Source organism: Winogradskyella pelagia, from assembly GCF_017581965.1.
In the GTDB taxonomy this organism is placed as follows: Bacteria; Bacteroidota; Bacteroidia; order Flavobacteriales; family Flavobacteriaceae; genus Winogradskyella; species Winogradskyella pelagia.
The window spans coordinates 136,369-151,283 of record NZ_JAGEVF010000010.1 but is presented as its reverse complement, the minus strand read 5'-3'; the positions used below and the strand labels follow the sequence as shown (position 1 = coordinate 151,283).

Below are 14,915 nucleotides of genomic sequence, written 5' to 3'. Positions count from 1 at the left end.
CAAGCTTCAGGAAATACGGCCACGGCCTTTGCAGGAGGAAATGCAGGGGGAGCCAATAGTTTAGCCTGGCAAGGAACTGCCAGTGGAAATGGCGGCCTCTCATTTGGAGGTGCCGATGCTGGCGGCGAATTTTCAATTGCGCTTCAAGGCGGCAGTACCAATGTTGCAGCTACGAGAGGACTTGCTTTTGGGAATAATACATTTAGTTCAGCTGCTGATGCTATTGCTATGGGAAATAATGCTGCAGCCAGTGGTACAGGGTCACTAGCACTGGGAAATAATGCCAATGCTTCTGGAGATAACGCTACAGCGTTTTCGCTAGGGCAGGCATCTGGTGATTCTTCCATAGCGTATTATGGCGGTGTTGCAGGAGGCGATATCTCATTTGCATGGTCAGGCACAGCTTCAGGTAATGCTGCTATTTCTTTAGGAGGTGCAGATGCTTCTGGAGAATATGCTGTAGCCATAGGTAATGGTACGACAGCATTAGGAAACCAATCTAAAGCCATTGGTACGGATGTTACTGCGTATTCCTTTGCTGAGACTGTTATTGGCTATGAAAGCGCTGTATACACTCCTGCAAGTACAACTGTATTCAATGCAACTGATCGGTTCTTCGTGGTCGCAAATAATTCTCCAAATAATGCTATGACCTTATTGAAAAATGGAAGATTAGGTTTGTCAAGGATTCCGGTAACCAATATCTTAGAAGTAGAAGGTAATGCCTCTAAAAATGCAGCTGGTGACTGGTTAGCCAATAGCGATAGCCGTCTAAAAACCAATATTGAGACTTTTAGTGAAGAAGAGGCCTTAGATAAATTACTTCAAATGCGTGGCGTTTCCTATGAATGGAACGACAATCAAACCGGAACCAATCGTCCTGAAGGCCTTCAATATGGTTTTATAGCTCAGGAATTGCAGGAGGTATTTCCTGAGAATGTAAGTTTAGATAATCAGGGCTTTTACCAAACAGCTTACGGAACTTATGATGCGCTTTATGTGCAATCTATTAAGGCATTGAATTCTAAACTTAATTCCCTTGAAAAAGAAAATAAGGAATTAAAAGCACAGTTGAACGAATTAATGACACTGGTAAGAGCTCAATTAGCTGAAGAATAGGGTTATAAGCTTTTTTTGTAACAAAAGTGTAGCTTCGTATACCTATAGATACAGGAATATAAAATTACGAATTATGATTCATAAAGGAGCTATAGTACTTGGTGTACTTATCGGAGCGGGTGTTGGTGTATTATTAGCCCCTGAAAAGGGTAGCGATACACGAGAAAAATTGAAAAAAGAAGGTCATGCGGTAAAAGATCAGATTACTCAGGACTTTAAAGAGGTCAAAGACAATCTCTCCAAGGCAGCCTCTTCCGGAAAAGCATCGGCAAAAAATGAAATGAAAGCGTTTACGGCTAAGGCCAGTAAGAAGGCAGATTCGGCCATTACATATTTAGAGAAACAACTTGCCATTTTAAAAGAAAAGAACAAATCCTTTCAGCACTCCAACTAAATCTTTTTTCAGAATAAAAATTTAAGAGTATCATCAAAAAAAGAGGTAATTCTTTGTCGATTATTGCTCAGATATACTCATCTATAGAGTATTGATAAAATCAATATTTACGATATGTTTACCTTTAAAAGGCCTAATCTCAAGACAGCTTGGAAAAAGGGCATTAGCCCTATTTAGTTCCTCATCCATTCGCTTTTTGGTTAGGTATTCGTCCTGAATTCCGTAAACAAGAAAAACTTTGGCATGCGGCTTTAGGTAGTAAAAATCTTTTGGGTGTAATTCTTTAGGAATCCCTCCTGAGTGTATAACTAATTTATCGCATTGAATTTGACGTTTGGCCAAATAGCGCATTGCTACACTCACGCCTTGCGAATAACCTAATACAATAAATTCTTTATCCTTTACAGGAAGTTCTTCGGCTTTAAATAGCGCATCCAAATAATTGATTACATTGTCCATGCTTAGAGAGGTATTATCTCGAGTAAGCCAGTTGGCACCAACATGCATTGAAGGTTGCTGATAGTACTTGCTAGGTGCTTGTGGTGCTATAATGTAATTTTCATCCGAATCTAAAGCTTTAAAATACTTCATAAAATAGCGGCTTAAATACCCCATACCGTGACAAACCAACCAAACCCTTTTGGTGTTTATGGATACCTTATTTAAGGTCGAGTAAGAGTTGGTGCTTGTATAGGATATTTCTTTTTCTGTGGAATTCATTATTCTAAGTATCTTTGCAAACGACTTTAAAAATAGTGTTTTATATGCAATCATCTAAAGAAGAGTTTTTAGCCAGAATTAATAAGGTAAGCAAGGATACCCTAATGGAGACTTTAGAGATTGAAATTGTAGATTATGGTGACGATTTTTTAATTGCTAGAATGCCAGTGACCTCAAAAGTTCATCAACCAGACGGAGTCTTGCATGGAGGTGCAACTGCGGCTCTAGCGGAAAGCGTAGGCAGTTTTGCCTCTCATATTTTCACAGATCTTGAAAATTATTTTGTACGTGGATTAGAGGTTACTGCTAATCACCTTAAGAGTGTAAAAGAAGGTTTTGTCTATGCTAAAGCAACTTTTTTACACAAAGGTAGAACCACTCAGTTATTGGACATCAGAGTTACGGACGATGATGATAACTTAATATCCATTTGCCGGTTATCTACCATTTCATTACCTAAAAAAAAGTAGGTAATGCCAAAGGTAGACGCGTTTTTTAAAGCTTTGGAAAAACAACTAGAGAATAAACTTCCTTTCGTTGTTTACAGTCGTCCTATTAATTCTATAATAAAGTTTTGGCTTCAAAAAGATGATGCTCTGCATAAAACAAATTCCTTTAGTGAAAGTGGTTTTGTTTTTGCACCCTTTGATTTAAAGGAACCGCCAATTTTATTTCCAAAATTAGATTGCGAATATGGAAGTTTGGAAATTGATTATATTCAATCTGTGTCCGCAGCTAAAGCAAATAGAACATTAGAATCTACGGATAAAAAAAAGCATGAGTCTTTAGTCTCAAAGGGGCTGAACTATATAGAAGAAGGATATCTTAATAAAGTCGTATTATCAAGAGTACAAGAGACGCAATTAGAACAATTTGAGCCTATTGAAATATTTAAGCGCCTTTTTAACACCTATAAAAATGCCATGGTTTATTGTTGGTATCATCCTAAAGTAGGATTATGGCTTGGTGCTACTCCAGAACTTCTATTTAAAGTAGAAGGGCAGCAACTTACTGCTATTTCGTTAGCAGGAACTCAGCCTTATGAGCCAGACAAGAAACCAACTTGGACACCAAAAGAGTTGGACGAACAACAAATTGTAACCGACTTTTTAGCACAACAAATTGCTCCATTTACTAGCAGCACTAAAATTTCAGAAGTGGAATCTATAAGAGCAGGTAATCTTTGGCACCTCAAAACCCGTTTAATTAGCACAATATCATCTAATTCTAACTTAACTTCTATAGTTGAAGCATTACATCCAACGCCTGCTGTATGTGGTTTTCCTAAAGACCGCGCCAAAGAATTTATTTTGAATAATGAAGGTTATGACAGAGCGTATTATACAGGCTTTTTAGGAGAGCTCAACCTTAAAAAATCGGTATCAAGAAATCCGAATAGACGAAATGTAGAGAATAATGCCTACGGAGCGATTAAAACATTTTCTAATTTTTATGTGAATTTGCGTTGTATGCAAATTAAAGATGATAGTGCATTCATTTATGTTGGAGGTGGAATAACCAAGGAATCTAACCCTGCGAAAGAGTACGAAGAAACTCAAAATAAGGCCGAGACAATTAGTACAATCTTAAGATAAAACGCAGAGGTAATTCATTATCTTTGCACGCTGATGAATTACTCTAAAATTCCATTAGCGCAAACCGTTGTTGCCTTATGCAAATGGCATGGTATTTCTAATGTGGTTATTTCTCCAGGTAGTAGAAATGCCCCATTAACTATTGGCTTTACGCACGATGATTTTTTTACCTCCTATAGTATTGTAGATGAGCGTTGTGCTGCTTTTTTTGCATTAGGGATTGCCCAACAAACTAAAAAACCGGTAGCTTTAGTATGCACAAGTGGCAGCGCTTTACTAAATTATTATCCTGCAATTTCAGAAGCCTTTTATAGCAATATACCTTTAGTGGTACTATCTGCAGATAGACCTAAGCACTTAGTGGACATAGGAGACGGCCAAACTATTAAACAAAAAAACGTTTATGGTGAGCATGTACATTACTCGGCTAATTTAAAATTAGACTTACGCGCAGAGGCTAACAATAAGATAACCGATGAGATTCCGGTATTAAAGTCTATAGAGAACAAACTTGAACGGTTTTTAGGGTTACAAAAGGATATTCAATCCTACAATGAAACCGAATTACATGAGGCTTTAAGTATTTCCGAGATTAAATCTGGTCCTGTTCATGTCAATGTACCATTTGACGAACCCTTGTACGAACGATTGCAAGAACCTATTATTCATCCCAAACCTTATAAACTTGAAGAGGCAAAAGGACATATAAACGAATTTGAATTAAAGTCTTGTGCAGATATTTGGCAAAATGCCAAAAGGAAAATGATATTAGTTGGAGAATTATCACCAAATACCGTTGAACAGCAATGGCTTACTGAAATCGCTAATGACGATAGTGTTCTTGTTTTCACAGAGACAACCTCTAATTTGCATCATTCCGACTTTTTCCCTGGAATTGATAAAATAATTGCACCTCTAAACAGAGAAGATTTTAAAGATTTGCAGCCAGATATTTTACTGACATTTGGTGGTATGGTGGTATCTAAAAAAATCAAAGCCTTTTTAAGGGAATTTAAACCAAAGCACCATTGGCATATTAGTCTTTTTAATGCTAATGATACTTTCTTTTGTTTGGAGAAGCATTTTAAGGTGAGACCTAATGCGTTTTTTAGTCAGTTTTTTTCCTTGATTACACACCATGTAAAAAGTAACTATAAAAGTCGTTGGCTTACAGTTCGGTCAAAGCGAAGAAAAGCTCATAATGCATATTTAGAAACGATTCCTTTTTCTGATTTTTCTGTTTTCAATATATTACTAAAATCGCTTCCTAAGTACAGTTTTCTTCAGGTTGGGAATAGTTCTGCCATCAGGTACACGCAATTATTTCAGCTTAGAAAGGATATTAAGGTTTTTTGTAATAGAGGAACAAGTGGCATAGATGGTAGTACAAGCACGGCTATTGGTGCTGCTGTTGCATCGGAGGACAGAACAACTTTTATTACTGGTGATTTGAGTTTTTTCTATGACAGTAACGCATTATGGAATAATTACATACCTAATTCGTTTAGAATTGTAGTTATTAATAATGAAGGAGGAGGCATTTTTAGGATTCTTCCTGGACATAAAAACACTGCAAATTTCAACACTTATTTTGAAACTAAACACCATCTTACGGCAAAACAACTTTGCGCTATGTATGGATTCGAATATTTAGAAGCGAAAAGTAATTCTGATTTAGACGATTGCCTCAAGTCGTTTTACACAACTGGAAATGGACCTAAACTTCTCGAGGTTTTTACGCCATCTAAAAGGAATGATGAAATTCTGCTGGAATACTTCAATTTTATTAGGTAAGACCTGGTGTCAATCTCTAAAAAGGTGACCCGTTTCATATTATTGTGTCTTATTTTTAGTTATCTTTATTAGCGTAAAAAATTAATTTTAAAACATAATAAAATGAGTAAAAGAGACGAGTTAATTACAAAGTATGCAGCAGATTTAAAAGACAAATGCGGAGTTACTGCAGATATGGATTTGCTAACTAAAGTAGTTATAGGTTTAGGGCCTTCAATTTATAATGCGGATTCATCAACAGTTTCAGGCTCTGACGAGAAAGAGTTGGCCACTGTTAAAAATAATTTTTTAATTAAAAAATTAGGCCTTTCTGAAAGTAGCGATTTAGATGGCGCCATTGCATCGGTAATGGAAACTTATGGACAATCTAACAGAAATAAATATAGAGCTGTAGTTTATTACTTGTTGGTAAAGCATTTTAATAAGGCTTCTGTCTATTAAGCTAAAATTTTTAGTAATAATAACGCCATGCTTTCAGAAGTTATGGCGTTTTTTATGCGCTATATTTAATGAAATAATTTGCAAAATTAAAACTCTATTTAAATACCTTTACAGTATGATTACACTAGGGGAATATTCAGAATTAGAGATATTAAGGGACACTGAACCAGGATTGTTTCTGGGTGACGCAGATGGGAACGAGGTTTTACTTCCTAATAGATATGTCCCAAAGGTTTTTGAGATTGGAGAAAAGATTAAAGTTTTCGTTTATCTCGATAATGAAGAGCGACCAGTTGCTACAACGGATAACCCTTTTATTATCAGAGGAGGCTTTGCTTTATTACGTTGTAACCAGATTAATAAATATGGTGCATTTTTAGACTGGGGTTTGGTCAAGGAACTATTTTGCCCTTTTAAAGAACAAGCTTTTAAGATGAAGGCCGGAGGTTGGTATCTTGTGCATTGCTATTTAGATGAAGAATCAGAACGGCTTGTGGCTTCAAGTAAAACCAATAGATTTTTAGACAATAAGGAATTAACAGTCGCTAAATTTGATGAAGTGGATTTAATTGTCTCTCATCCGTCTGAAATTGGCATGAATGTTATTGTTAATAAAAAACACTTGGGATTGATTTACAAGGATGATATTTTTAAAGATATCCAAATCGGTGATCGACTTAAGGGTATCGTAAAAAAAGTACGTAACGACAATAAGCTAGATATATCATTGGGACAAATAGGCTACAGAAATATAGAGCCCAATGCACAGTTGATTCTTAACGAACTTTCCGATAACAACGGTTTTTTACCATTACACGATAAATCTAGTCCAGAAGCCATTAAGGAGCAACTTCAAATGAGTAAGAAGATTTTTAAAAAAGCGATTGGCACCCTTTACAAAAATCGACAGATAGAAATAAAGGACAATGGTATCTATTTAAAATAGTAGTTGAGTTATTAACTGATTTTACTATAATTGGCTCTCAACCCATGCTACTGCGCTGTCAATGTCTTTGAAGACTCGTCTGCGGAACTGAAAAAACCTATTTTCTAATTCAAAAACTCTTTCAGTAAACGCCTTATAGGCAACAACAGCATATGCTTTTAGGTTGGGGTAAGACTCATTAAAGAGTTGAGCTTCATTTAAATCAATAGAATAAGAATTAATCCTATTTGATATAAATCCAAATGGCGAATTACCAAAATTGTTATGCACTAATTCATGGATTTCTTGAAAATTAAAGAAATCTATATTTATACCTTCTTTAAATTCTGCAATAAAATAATTATTGAAAAAATATACAGTCCCAAGACTTGTTTCGTACTTCTGAAAATTTTCAGTTGTCATCGTTTACAGATTGGCTTAAACGTTGTTAAAATCGCTGGCAAAAATAGTCTCTAGGGGCAACATTACAAACGAAAAAAATGGGTAGACATCATTATTATTAATTCCTTACTTTTGCACTTAAATTCTTGAAAACAATGAACCAAATCAGCTGGAAAGTTGCTAAAACTTACAAGGATATTACTTATAAGAAATGTGACGGAGTTGCTAGAATAGCATTTAATCGACCAGATGTTAGAAATGCTTTTCGCCCTAGTACAACCTCTGAACTTTATGACGCGTTTTATGACGCTAATGAAGATACAAGTATAGGAGTTGTACTGCTCAGTGCAGAAGGCCCCTCATCTAAAGATGGTGTTTGGAGCTTTTGCTCCGGTGGTGACCAAAAGGCTAGAGGAAAGGAAGGTTATGTTGGTGAAGATGGCTATCACAGATTGAATATTTTAGAAGTTCAACGTCTTATCAGATTTATGCCAAAAGCAGTTATTGCCGTAGTTCCTGGTTGGGCCGTTGGAGGAGGTCATAGCCTTCATGTTGTATGCGATTTAACCTTAGCTAGTAAAGAGCATGCCATTTTTAAACAAACTGATGCAGATGTAACAAGTTTTGATGGCGGCTATGGTTCGGCCTATTTAGCAAAAATGGTTGGTCAGAAAAAGGCACGTGAGATTTTCTTTTTAGGCAGAAATTATTCCGCACAAGAAGCCTTTGAAATGGGTATGGTAAATGCTGTGATTCCTCATGCAGATTTAGAGCAAACAGCTTTTCAATGGGCTCAAGAAATTTTAGAAAAATCGCCAATTTCCATTAAAATGTTAAAGTTTGCCATGAATCTAACCGATGATGGTATGGTTGGTCAACAGGTATTTGCTGGTGAAGCTACGCGCTTGGCTTACATGACAGACGAAGCTAAAGAGGGTAGAGATGCGTTTTTAGAAAAACGTAAACCTAATTTCGATAAAAAATGGATTCCCTAAATCTCATTTAGTTGAATGAAAAAGATTGGACCTTGGCTTTCAGCCATGCGCTTAAGAACCTTGCCGCTTTCTGTTTCTGGTATTATTTTAGGAACTAGTTTTGCCTATTATAACGGCAAATTTAGTTGGTGGGTTTTGGTATTGGCTATTTTAACAACAATAAGTCTGCAAATTTTATCGAACCTAGCGAATGATTATGGCGATGGCGTAAAAGGTACTGATAATGAAGATCGGGTCGGACCTCAGAGGGCTATTCAAAGTGGTGTTATTTCACCTGAAGAAATGCTAGAGGCTATTAAGTTCAATATTGTTATTATCATTATTCTAACCATATCTCTTATATGGGCAGCTTTTGGTCCTACTAATTTTTTATTCCTATTATTATTCGTTGCGCTTGGAGGACTATCGGTTTATGCGGCATTATATTATACAATGGGTGATTCACCTTATGGTTATAAAGCCCTTGGCGATGTTTTCGTTTTTATTTTCTTTGGACTAATAAGTACAATTGGAAGTTATGTTTTGTATATGCATAAGGTGGATCATCTTGTGCTTATGCCTGCAGTAGCCTTAGGGCTGCTAAGTGTGGGTGTTTTAAACCTCAATAATATGAGGGATATTGAGTCTGATGAAAAAGTCGGTAAAGTAACCTTTGCGGTTAAACTTGGTTTGAAACGATCAAAAACGTACCATTATGCACTCATATTAGGTGCAATGCTAATTACATTGATGTTTTCACTGTTCTATTTTGTAGAGCCTTATAATTTTTTATTTTTAATTGCATTTGTTCCTTTAGGCCTGCATTTATCAAAAATTAGAAAAGCAAAAAAGGCCAAGGATTTCGATAGTCAACTAAAAGTACTTGCGCTATCAACCTTTCTATTTTCATTACTTTTAGGTATTGGCTATATTTTATATTAATTTTAGTCAACTATAATAAGATTTAAAAACATTTATCATGAAAATAACATATTACGGTCATGCTTGTTTAGGTATTCAAATTAAGGATATAAATATTCTGGTAGATCCCTTCATTACTGGCAATGAAAAGGCATCTCATATTGATATTGACAGCTTAAAGGCAGATTATATATTAGTGACTCACGCACATCAAGATCATACCTTGGATGTGGAAGCCATTGCAAAACGAACAGGTGCCGTAATTGTTTCTAATTATGAGATTGTTGTTCACTATCAAAAATTAGGGTTAAAAGGTCATCCTATGAATCATGGCGGAGCCTGGCAATTTGATTTTGGTAAAGTAAAATACGTTAATGCTGTACATACCTCTTCTTTTCCTGATGGAAGCTACGGAGGTCAACCAGGTGGATTTATAATTGAATCTGAAAAAACGATTTACATAGCCGGAGATACTGCTCTCACCTATGACATGCGTCTAATAAGAAAGCAATTCGATTTAGATTTAGCTGTTCTACCAATCGGAGATAACTTTACTATGGGAGTAGAGGATGCCATTCAAGCAGCGAGATATGTAGATTGTGATCGTGTTTTAGGTGTACATTATGATACGTTTGGGTACATTGAAATTGATAAGCCAAGGGCTAAAGCAAAATTCGATTCTAAACTAAAACGCTTGATTTTATTGGAAATTGGTGCGAGTATGGATGTTTAGTTATCTCACTTTACTTCGCATTACCATGTAATGCAGAAGTCTAGGTGATATACGTTTAATAAATACACCAAATATTTCAAATTTTCCTATATAAGCTTCAAACTTTCGTTTTGAGATGGCTTTTAGCATTCGGCTAGCAAATGTATTTACTTTTAATCCGTTCTGGGTCTTTTCATCCTGAAAGCCTTGTGGACGACCATCTGCTGTTAGGGCATTCCGCGCTACATTGGTATTAACAAAACCAGGACAAATCATGGTTACCTTTATATTGTCCTTATCGTGTTCTAATCGCAATGCATCAAAAAAACCGTGTAAGGCATGTTTTGCACCGCAATAGGCAGAACGAAATGGCGAACTAAACTTACCCATTAGGCTTGTAACAACTACGTAATGTCCAGATTGCTGTTTCACAAAAAAAGGTAAAATTGCTTTACTAAGTGCTACGGTTCCTAAATAATCAACTTCCATGAGTTGGCGGTCTACCTCTAGAGTGGTTTCGATGATTGGTGAACGTTGACTTATACCACCATTATTAATTAGAATATCTACTTTGCCAAACTCCGCAATAGCTCTATCTACAAGAGAAGCCATGGAGTCATGTTCAGCTAAATCCAGCGGAATTACACTTATATTATTAGGATTAGTGCACAAATCCTTTACTTTTTGCAATTCATTTTCTCGTCTGGAGGATAGAATTAATTTACAGTTAATTTCAGAAAGTTGTAATGCTAGCTCTTTACCAATACCAGAAGATGCTCCTGTAATCCAAATAACTTTATGCTTGTAATATGTCATTTTAGGAAGTCTTTTGTTCTTTACTAGACAACCATTCTGTTCTCAAATCTGAGCTAATTTTGCCTTGGCCATCATGCCGCCAACCTGGAGGTTTAATGAGGTAATTAAACCTTTCCTTGATGGATTTTTTGCCTAAAAAAGCATCTCTAAACATATACCACCATTCAATAAAAGCAATTTTTATAGGGTTGTATGTATTGATATTTTTCACGAGACCGTAAACCACTTTTTCTTCCTTTATCTCTGGTTGAAAAGTGTTAAAAATCTTATCCCAAATAATCAATATACCTGCATGATTTCTATCTAAGTAAATAGGGTTGCTTCCATGATGAACGCGATGATGAGACGGTGTGTTGAAAACAGCCTCAAACCAAGATGGCATTTTATCAATCGCTTCTGTATGAATCCAGAATTGATACAATAAACTAATACTCATTTGCAACAATATCATTGCAGGATGAAACCCGAGTAATGGCAACCATAGCCAAAAAATGAACGTGTAGAATCCTCCAGACCAAGTTTGGCGTAATGCTGTGCTAAGATTATAATGTTGTGAAGAGTGATGCACTACGTGAGATGCCCAAAACAAACGACATTCGTGAGAAATACGATGAAACCAATAATAAGAGAAATCATCTGCAAAGAAAATTAGAATGAAGGACCACCATTCAATAGGGATTGTAAAAATTCTAAAATTATCATAAACCCAAAATAGGGCTAATAACACTAATGCCTTGGAGCCAAAACCTAATATCACATTCCCTAAGCCCATTGCAATGGAGGAGAACGCATCCTTTGGTTCATAACCTTTTACCGCCTTATAATTCTCTCGTGTGGTAGCATATAGTTCTAACAGCATAGCCACAATAAAAAATGGAATAGCGTAAAGAATTATGTTAGGGAAATTTGGCATAATCTTAAAATATCAGTGACCTAAAATACAAATTTAATTAAGTAATTTTGATATCGATTATGAAAGCAACCTACCAACGTTATATTCTCAATTTTAAAAGACCAAGTGGGACCTCTAGAGGTGTTATGATATCCAAGGAGACATGGTTTATTGTACTTAAAGAAAATGACCAAATTGGAATAGGTGAGTGTGGTTTATTGAAGGGCTTATCTGTAGATGACAGAGATGGTTATGAAGATAAACTAATTTGGGTGTGTAATAATATAGATTTAGGTTATGAGAAGCTTCGAGATGAGTTGATGGAATGGCCAAGTATTCAATTCGGATTAGAGATGGCTTTTAAATCTCTTAGCGCTCAGAGTCCTTTTAGCTTATTCCCTTCAGCCTTTACAAAAGGATTTGATTGTATTAACATCAATGGTTTAGTGTGGATGGGAGATGAAGCCTTTATGCGCCGGCAAATCAAAGAAAAAATTGAAGCTGGCTTTGATTGTATAAAATTAAAAATCGGAGCTATAGATTTTAAAGCAGAATTGGATATACTTAAATCAATCCGAAAGGAGTTTTCTGTTTCTGACATTGAATTACGTGTTGATGCTAATGGAGCTTTTAAACCCAATGAAGCTCTAGAAAAACTTAATTTATTATCGGAATACAGTTTACATTCCATTGAACAGCCTATCCAGCCCAAACAGTTTAATGCTATGGCAGAGCTGTGCGAAAATACACCTTTGCCTATTGCTTTAGATGAAGAATTGATAGGAGTGTTTGATGTTAAAACCAAGCTAAGGCTTTTAGAAAAAATTAAACCACAATACATCATTCTTAAGCCAAGCTTAATAGGTGGCTACCGAGGAAGTTCAGAATGGATTGATATCTCTGAAAGTCTTAATATTAAATGGTGGATTACTAGTGCTTTAGAAAGTAATATTGGACTAAATGCTATTGCCCAATGGACCTATACCCTAAAAAACACAATGCCTCAGGGCTTAGGTACAGGTGGGTTGTTTACCAATAATTTCGATTCGCCATTAACAGTAAAAAATGGTACTTTGCAATACGATATTAATAAAACATGGAATTTTAATCTTAGTAAATGAATTATATACAATTAGCCTATAAAGGAAGACGAGAAATTTGGATGGTTTTAATCACTGCATTTCTAGTTGGAGGTGTTTTTCTATTCAATTTTATATTCTACTTAACAACAGATCCATCGGAGTTAGATGCAGCATACGATTTAATGAAGCAAATGCCCAATAGTGTCTCCTTATTTGTAAACTTGGTGCTTTTTGTGCCTTTATTAGGTCTTTTGTTTTTATTGGTAAGGTATATGCATGAGCGTAGTATATTATCTCTTACAACCGTTAGGGCTAAGGTAGATTTAGGACGCGTATTTTTTGCCTTTATGATGATTACAATATTTACTGTGGGCTCATTCTTAATAGGTTATTCCGTTGATTCTTCTGAACTTATATTTCAATTTAACCTAGGTAAATTTGCTATTTTATTTTTAATAGGTATTATTTTATTCCCATTTCAGATAGGTTTAGAAGAGTATCTGTTTAGAGGATTTCTAATGCAGCATATAGGGGTTATAGTTAAGAATAAGTGGTTTCCCCTTGTTTTAACATCTGTTTTATTTGGAATTGCCCATAGTGCTAATCCAGAAGTTGCCAATATCGGTTTCTTTAAAATGATGATTTTCTATATCGGTACCGGTTTCTTGTTAGGCATAATGACCTTAATGGATGACGGACTTGAATTGGCTTTAGGCTTCCATTTGGGTAATAATTTAATTGGTTCACTTTTGGTAACAGCAGATTGGACTGCTTTGCAAACCGATGCTATTTTTAAAAGCACGGCCGATCCTACTATGGGCTTAGTTTCTGACTTATTGGTTCCTGTTCTCGTTATATACCCAATTATGCTTTGGATATTAGCAAAGCGCTATAAATGGAGTGATTGGAAGGAGCGTTTAACGGGTAAAGTGAAAGAACCTGTTCAAGAGAATTATAAAATCATAGAATAGTATGACACCTCAGTATAATAAAATTCACAACCGGTTTAAGTTCAATGGTCTTCATTTCAGTCACGAAGATTTAAAAGAGGTTGCTTATAGTCTAATTAAGGAAGGTGAAACGTACGAAAAGACGACAGGTAACTTTTTGATTGATTGGTTAAATGATGATGATTATTTAGTAGTGAATACATCGGGTTCTACTGGACAACCGAAAGCTGTTAGGTTAAAGAAACAAGCTATGGTTAATTCTGCCATTGCAACGGGAGATTTTTTTGGTTTAGAGCCTGGAAATACAGCAATAGACTGCTTACCGAGTCATTACATTGCCGGAAAGATGATGTTAGTAAGAGCTATGATTCTAGGATTGGAGATAGATTGTGTTGAACCTAGTAGCCATCCAATATTCGATTACGAAAAGGAGTACGATTTTTGTGCCATGATTCCTTTGCAATTGAGTCATACCATTAAGTATACTCAAAATATTAAAACAATAATAGTCGGTGGCGCAAAGATTACAGAGCCGTTGTTAGATGATATTAAATTATGTAATTCAAAGGTATTTGAAACCTATGGCATGACTGAGACGGTTACACATGTTGCGGTAAGACAGCTTCAATCTAAAGTTTCTAAGGGAGAACCATTATTTAGGGCGCTGCCAAACGTTACCTTTAGTCAAGATAAGCGAGGTTGCCTCATTATTAATGCCTCAAAATTGGTTGATGAAGAATTAATAACTAATGATGTAGTTGATTTAAAATCTAAAGCCAGTTTTAATTTGCTTGGACGATACGATAATGTTATTAACTCTGGTGGTGTTAAACTTTTTCCTGAACAAATCGAAGAGAAATTACACTCAGTCATAGATGAGCGTTTTATCGTAGCAGGGCAACCAGACGATGAGTTAGGTGAGCGGCTGATATTAATTGTTGAAAATCCAAGAGATTCTATAGAAAGTATTCACAACAGAATTAAGCACTTAAAAGGGCTTACGCGTTTTGACGTCCCAAAAAAAGTGTATGCCATTGACAAATTTGTGGAAACCATAAATGGTAAAATACAACGTAAAAAGACCATTTCCAAAGCTCTTAAGTAGTTAACTCACTCAAATAGCCTTTTCACTCAATAGCCTTTTTTTGTCGGCATAGTGGTTTATAGTTTTATATAAA

17 protein-coding genes are annotated in these 14,915 nt (G+C 35.7%); 13 read left to right on the top strand and 4 right to left on the bottom strand.

Annotation, left to right across the window (positions count from 1 at the left end; all coding sequences use genetic code 11):
- Both J4050_RS12655 and J4050_RS12650 read left to right on the top strand, forming a co-directional pair.
- Positions 1–1,119, top strand: a 1,119-nt coding sequence (locus tag J4050_RS12655; protein ID WP_208154959.1) for a tail fiber domain-containing protein, incomplete at its 5' end; no start/stop codon positions are given.
- A 73-nt stretch (positions 1,120–1,192) separates the two neighbouring features.
- Positions 1,193–1,513, top strand: coding sequence for a YtxH domain-containing protein (locus tag J4050_RS12650; RefSeq protein WP_208154958.1), 321 nt, complete (start codon positions 1,193–1,195; stop codon positions 1,511–1,513).
- A gap of 81 nt (positions 1,514–1,594) precedes the next feature.
- Here J4050_RS12650 and J4050_RS12645 read toward each other — a convergent pair whose 3' ends face one another.
- Positions 1,595–2,233, bottom strand: a complete 639-nt coding sequence (locus tag J4050_RS12645; RefSeq protein WP_208154957.1) for an alpha/beta hydrolase — start codon at positions 2,231–2,233, stop codon at positions 1,595–1,597.
- 44 nt (positions 2,234–2,277) lie between these two features.
- Between J4050_RS12645 and J4050_RS12640 the strand changes: the two genes are divergently transcribed.
- The 5 genes from J4050_RS12640 to J4050_RS12620 all read left to right on the top strand — a co-directional run bounded on the left by J4050_RS12640 (position 2,278) and on the right by J4050_RS12620 (position 7,009).
- The gene (locus tag J4050_RS12640) at positions 2,278–2,703 is read left to right on the top strand and encodes a PaaI family thioesterase (RefSeq protein WP_208154956.1); all 426 of its coding nucleotides are present in this window, start codon (positions 2,278–2,280) and stop codon (positions 2,701–2,703) included.
- A gap of 3 nt (positions 2,704–2,706) precedes the next feature.
- A complete protein-coding gene (locus J4050_RS12635) occupies positions 2,707–3,828 on the top strand; it encodes a chorismate-binding protein (protein WP_208154955.1) in 1,122 nt (373 codons plus the stop codon).
- Positions 3,829–3,861: 33 nt separating this feature from the next.
- Positions 3,862–5,622 carry a 2-succinyl-5-enolpyruvyl-6-hydroxy-3-cyclohexene-1-carboxylate synthase gene (gene menD / locus J4050_RS12630; RefSeq protein WP_208154954.1) on the top strand — a complete coding sequence of 587 codons (1,761 nt, stop codon included), beginning with the start codon at positions 3,862–3,864 and terminating at the stop codon, positions 5,620–5,622.
- Positions 5,623–5,724: 102 nt separating this feature from the next.
- The gene (locus J4050_RS12625; RefSeq protein ID WP_208154953.1) at positions 5,725–6,063 is read left to right on the top strand and encodes a DUF2853 family protein; all 339 of its coding nucleotides are present in this window, start codon (positions 5,725–5,727) and stop codon (positions 6,061–6,063) included.
- 115 nt (positions 6,064–6,178) lie between these two features.
- On the top strand, positions 6,179–7,009 hold the full coding sequence (locus tag J4050_RS12620; protein WP_208154952.1) for a CvfB family protein: 831 nt from the start codon (positions 6,179–6,181) through the stop codon (positions 7,007–7,009).
- Positions 7,010–7,033: 24 nt separating this feature from the next.
- On the opposite strand, the gene J4050_RS12615 is transcribed toward J4050_RS12620, so the two are convergent.
- Positions 7,034–7,411 carry a hypothetical protein gene (locus J4050_RS12615; protein ID WP_208154951.1) on the bottom strand — a complete coding sequence of 126 codons (378 nt, stop codon included), beginning with the start codon at positions 7,409–7,411 and terminating at the stop codon, positions 7,034–7,036.
- 134 nt (positions 7,412–7,545) lie between these two features.
- On the opposite strand from J4050_RS12615, the gene J4050_RS12610 reads away from it, so the two are divergent.
- The 3 genes from J4050_RS12610 to J4050_RS12600 are packed head-to-tail and all read left to right on the top strand — an operon-like array spanning position 7,546 to position 10,018.
- The gene (locus tag J4050_RS12610; RefSeq protein WP_208154950.1) at positions 7,546–8,385 is read left to right on the top strand and encodes a 1,4-dihydroxy-2-naphthoyl-CoA synthase; all 840 of its coding nucleotides are present in this window, start codon (positions 7,546–7,548) and stop codon (positions 8,383–8,385) included.
- A gap of 15 nt (positions 8,386–8,400) precedes the next feature.
- Positions 8,401–9,306 carry a 1,4-dihydroxy-2-naphthoate octaprenyltransferase gene (gene menA / locus J4050_RS12605; protein WP_208154949.1) on the top strand — a complete coding sequence of 302 codons (906 nt, stop codon included), beginning with the start codon at positions 8,401–8,403 and terminating at the stop codon, positions 9,304–9,306.
- A 37-nt stretch (positions 9,307–9,343) separates the two neighbouring features.
- Positions 9,344–10,018: a metal-dependent hydrolase gene (locus J4050_RS12600; RefSeq protein WP_208154948.1), complete on the top strand. Its 675-nt coding sequence runs from the start codon at positions 9,344–9,346 to the stop codon at positions 10,016–10,018.
- On the opposite strand, the gene J4050_RS12595 is transcribed toward J4050_RS12600, so the two are convergent.
- Together J4050_RS12595 and J4050_RS12590 are read right to left on the bottom strand one after the other, a co-directional pair.
- A complete protein-coding gene (locus J4050_RS12595) occupies positions 10,019–10,813 on the bottom strand; it encodes an SDR family oxidoreductase (RefSeq protein WP_208154947.1) in 795 nt (264 codons plus the stop codon).
- Position 10,814: 1 nt separating this feature from the next.
- The gene (locus J4050_RS12590; protein ID WP_208154946.1) at positions 10,815–11,726 is read right to left on the bottom strand and encodes a sterol desaturase family protein; all 912 of its coding nucleotides are present in this window, start codon (positions 11,724–11,726) and stop codon (positions 10,815–10,817) included.
- Between the two features lie 59 nt (positions 11,727–11,785).
- Here J4050_RS12590 and J4050_RS12585 point away from each other — a divergent pair, with 59 nt between their 5' ends.
- From J4050_RS12585 to J4050_RS12575, 3 genes are read left to right on the top strand one after another with little or no spacing between them, the layout of a single operon-like run.
- On the top strand, positions 11,786–12,826 hold the full coding sequence (locus J4050_RS12585) for an o-succinylbenzoate synthase (protein ID WP_208154945.1): 1,041 nt from the start codon (positions 11,786–11,788) through the stop codon (positions 12,824–12,826).
- Positions 12,823–13,758, top strand: coding sequence for a CPBP family intramembrane glutamic endopeptidase (locus J4050_RS12580; RefSeq protein ID WP_208154944.1), 936 nt, complete (start codon positions 12,823–12,825; stop codon positions 13,756–13,758). Before J4050_RS12585 ends, J4050_RS12580 begins: the two co-directional genes overlap by 4 nt.
- 1 nt (position 13,759) lies before the next feature.
- Positions 13,760–14,842, top strand: a complete 1,083-nt coding sequence (locus J4050_RS12575; RefSeq protein ID WP_208154943.1) for an AMP-binding protein — start codon at positions 13,760–13,762, stop codon at positions 14,840–14,842.
- The last annotated feature ends 73 nt before the right edge of the window (positions 14,843–14,915 follow it).

What these genes read in the sequence shown, in the direction of transcription:
- J4050_RS12600 (WP_208154948.1), top strand. Translation starts at nt 9,344, where the DNA reads ATGAAAATAACATATTACGGTCATGCTTGTTTAGGTATTCAAATTAAG.
- menD (WP_208154954.1), top strand. Translation starts at nt 3,862, where the DNA reads ATGAATTACTCTAAAATTCCATTAGCGCAAACCGTTGTTGCCTTATGC.
- J4050_RS12595 (WP_208154947.1), bottom strand. Translation starts at nt 10,813, where the DNA reads ATGACATATTACAAGCATAAAGTTATTTGGATTACAGGAGCATCTTCT.
- J4050_RS12580 (WP_208154944.1), top strand. Translation starts at nt 12,823, where the DNA reads ATGAATTATATACAATTAGCCTATAAAGGAAGACGAGAAATTTGGATG.
- J4050_RS12640 (WP_208154956.1), top strand. Translation starts at nt 2,278, where the DNA reads ATGCAATCATCTAAAGAAGAGTTTTTAGCCAGAATTAATAAGGTAAGC.
- menA (WP_208154949.1), top strand. Translation starts at nt 8,401, where the DNA reads ATGAAAAAGATTGGACCTTGGCTTTCAGCCATGCGCTTAAGAACCTTG.
- J4050_RS12615 (WP_208154951.1), bottom strand. Translation starts at nt 7,411, where the DNA reads ATGACAACTGAAAATTTTCAGAAGTACGAAACAAGTCTTGGGACTGTA.
- J4050_RS12650 (WP_208154958.1), top strand. Translation starts at nt 1,193, where the DNA reads ATGATTCATAAAGGAGCTATAGTACTTGGTGTACTTATCGGAGCGGGT.
- J4050_RS12585 (WP_208154945.1), top strand. Translation starts at nt 11,786, where the DNA reads ATGAAAGCAACCTACCAACGTTATATTCTCAATTTTAAAAGACCAAGT.
- J4050_RS12625 (WP_208154953.1), top strand. Translation starts at nt 5,725, where the DNA reads ATGAGTAAAAGAGACGAGTTAATTACAAAGTATGCAGCAGATTTAAAA.
- J4050_RS12620 (WP_208154952.1), top strand. Translation starts at nt 6,179, where the DNA reads ATGATTACACTAGGGGAATATTCAGAATTAGAGATATTAAGGGACACT.
- J4050_RS12645 (WP_208154957.1), bottom strand. Translation starts at nt 2,233, where the DNA reads ATGAATTCCACAGAAAAAGAAATATCCTATACAAGCACCAACTCTTAC.
- J4050_RS12610 (WP_208154950.1), top strand. Translation starts at nt 7,546, where the DNA reads ATGAACCAAATCAGCTGGAAAGTTGCTAAAACTTACAAGGATATTACT.
- J4050_RS12635 (WP_208154955.1), top strand. Translation starts at nt 2,707, where the DNA reads ATGCCAAAGGTAGACGCGTTTTTTAAAGCTTTGGAAAAACAACTAGAG.
- J4050_RS12575 (WP_208154943.1), top strand. Translation starts at nt 13,760, where the DNA reads ATGACACCTCAGTATAATAAAATTCACAACCGGTTTAAGTTCAATGGT.
- J4050_RS12590 (WP_208154946.1), bottom strand. Translation starts at nt 11,726, where the DNA reads ATGCCAAATTTCCCTAACATAATTCTTTACGCTATTCCATTTTTTATT.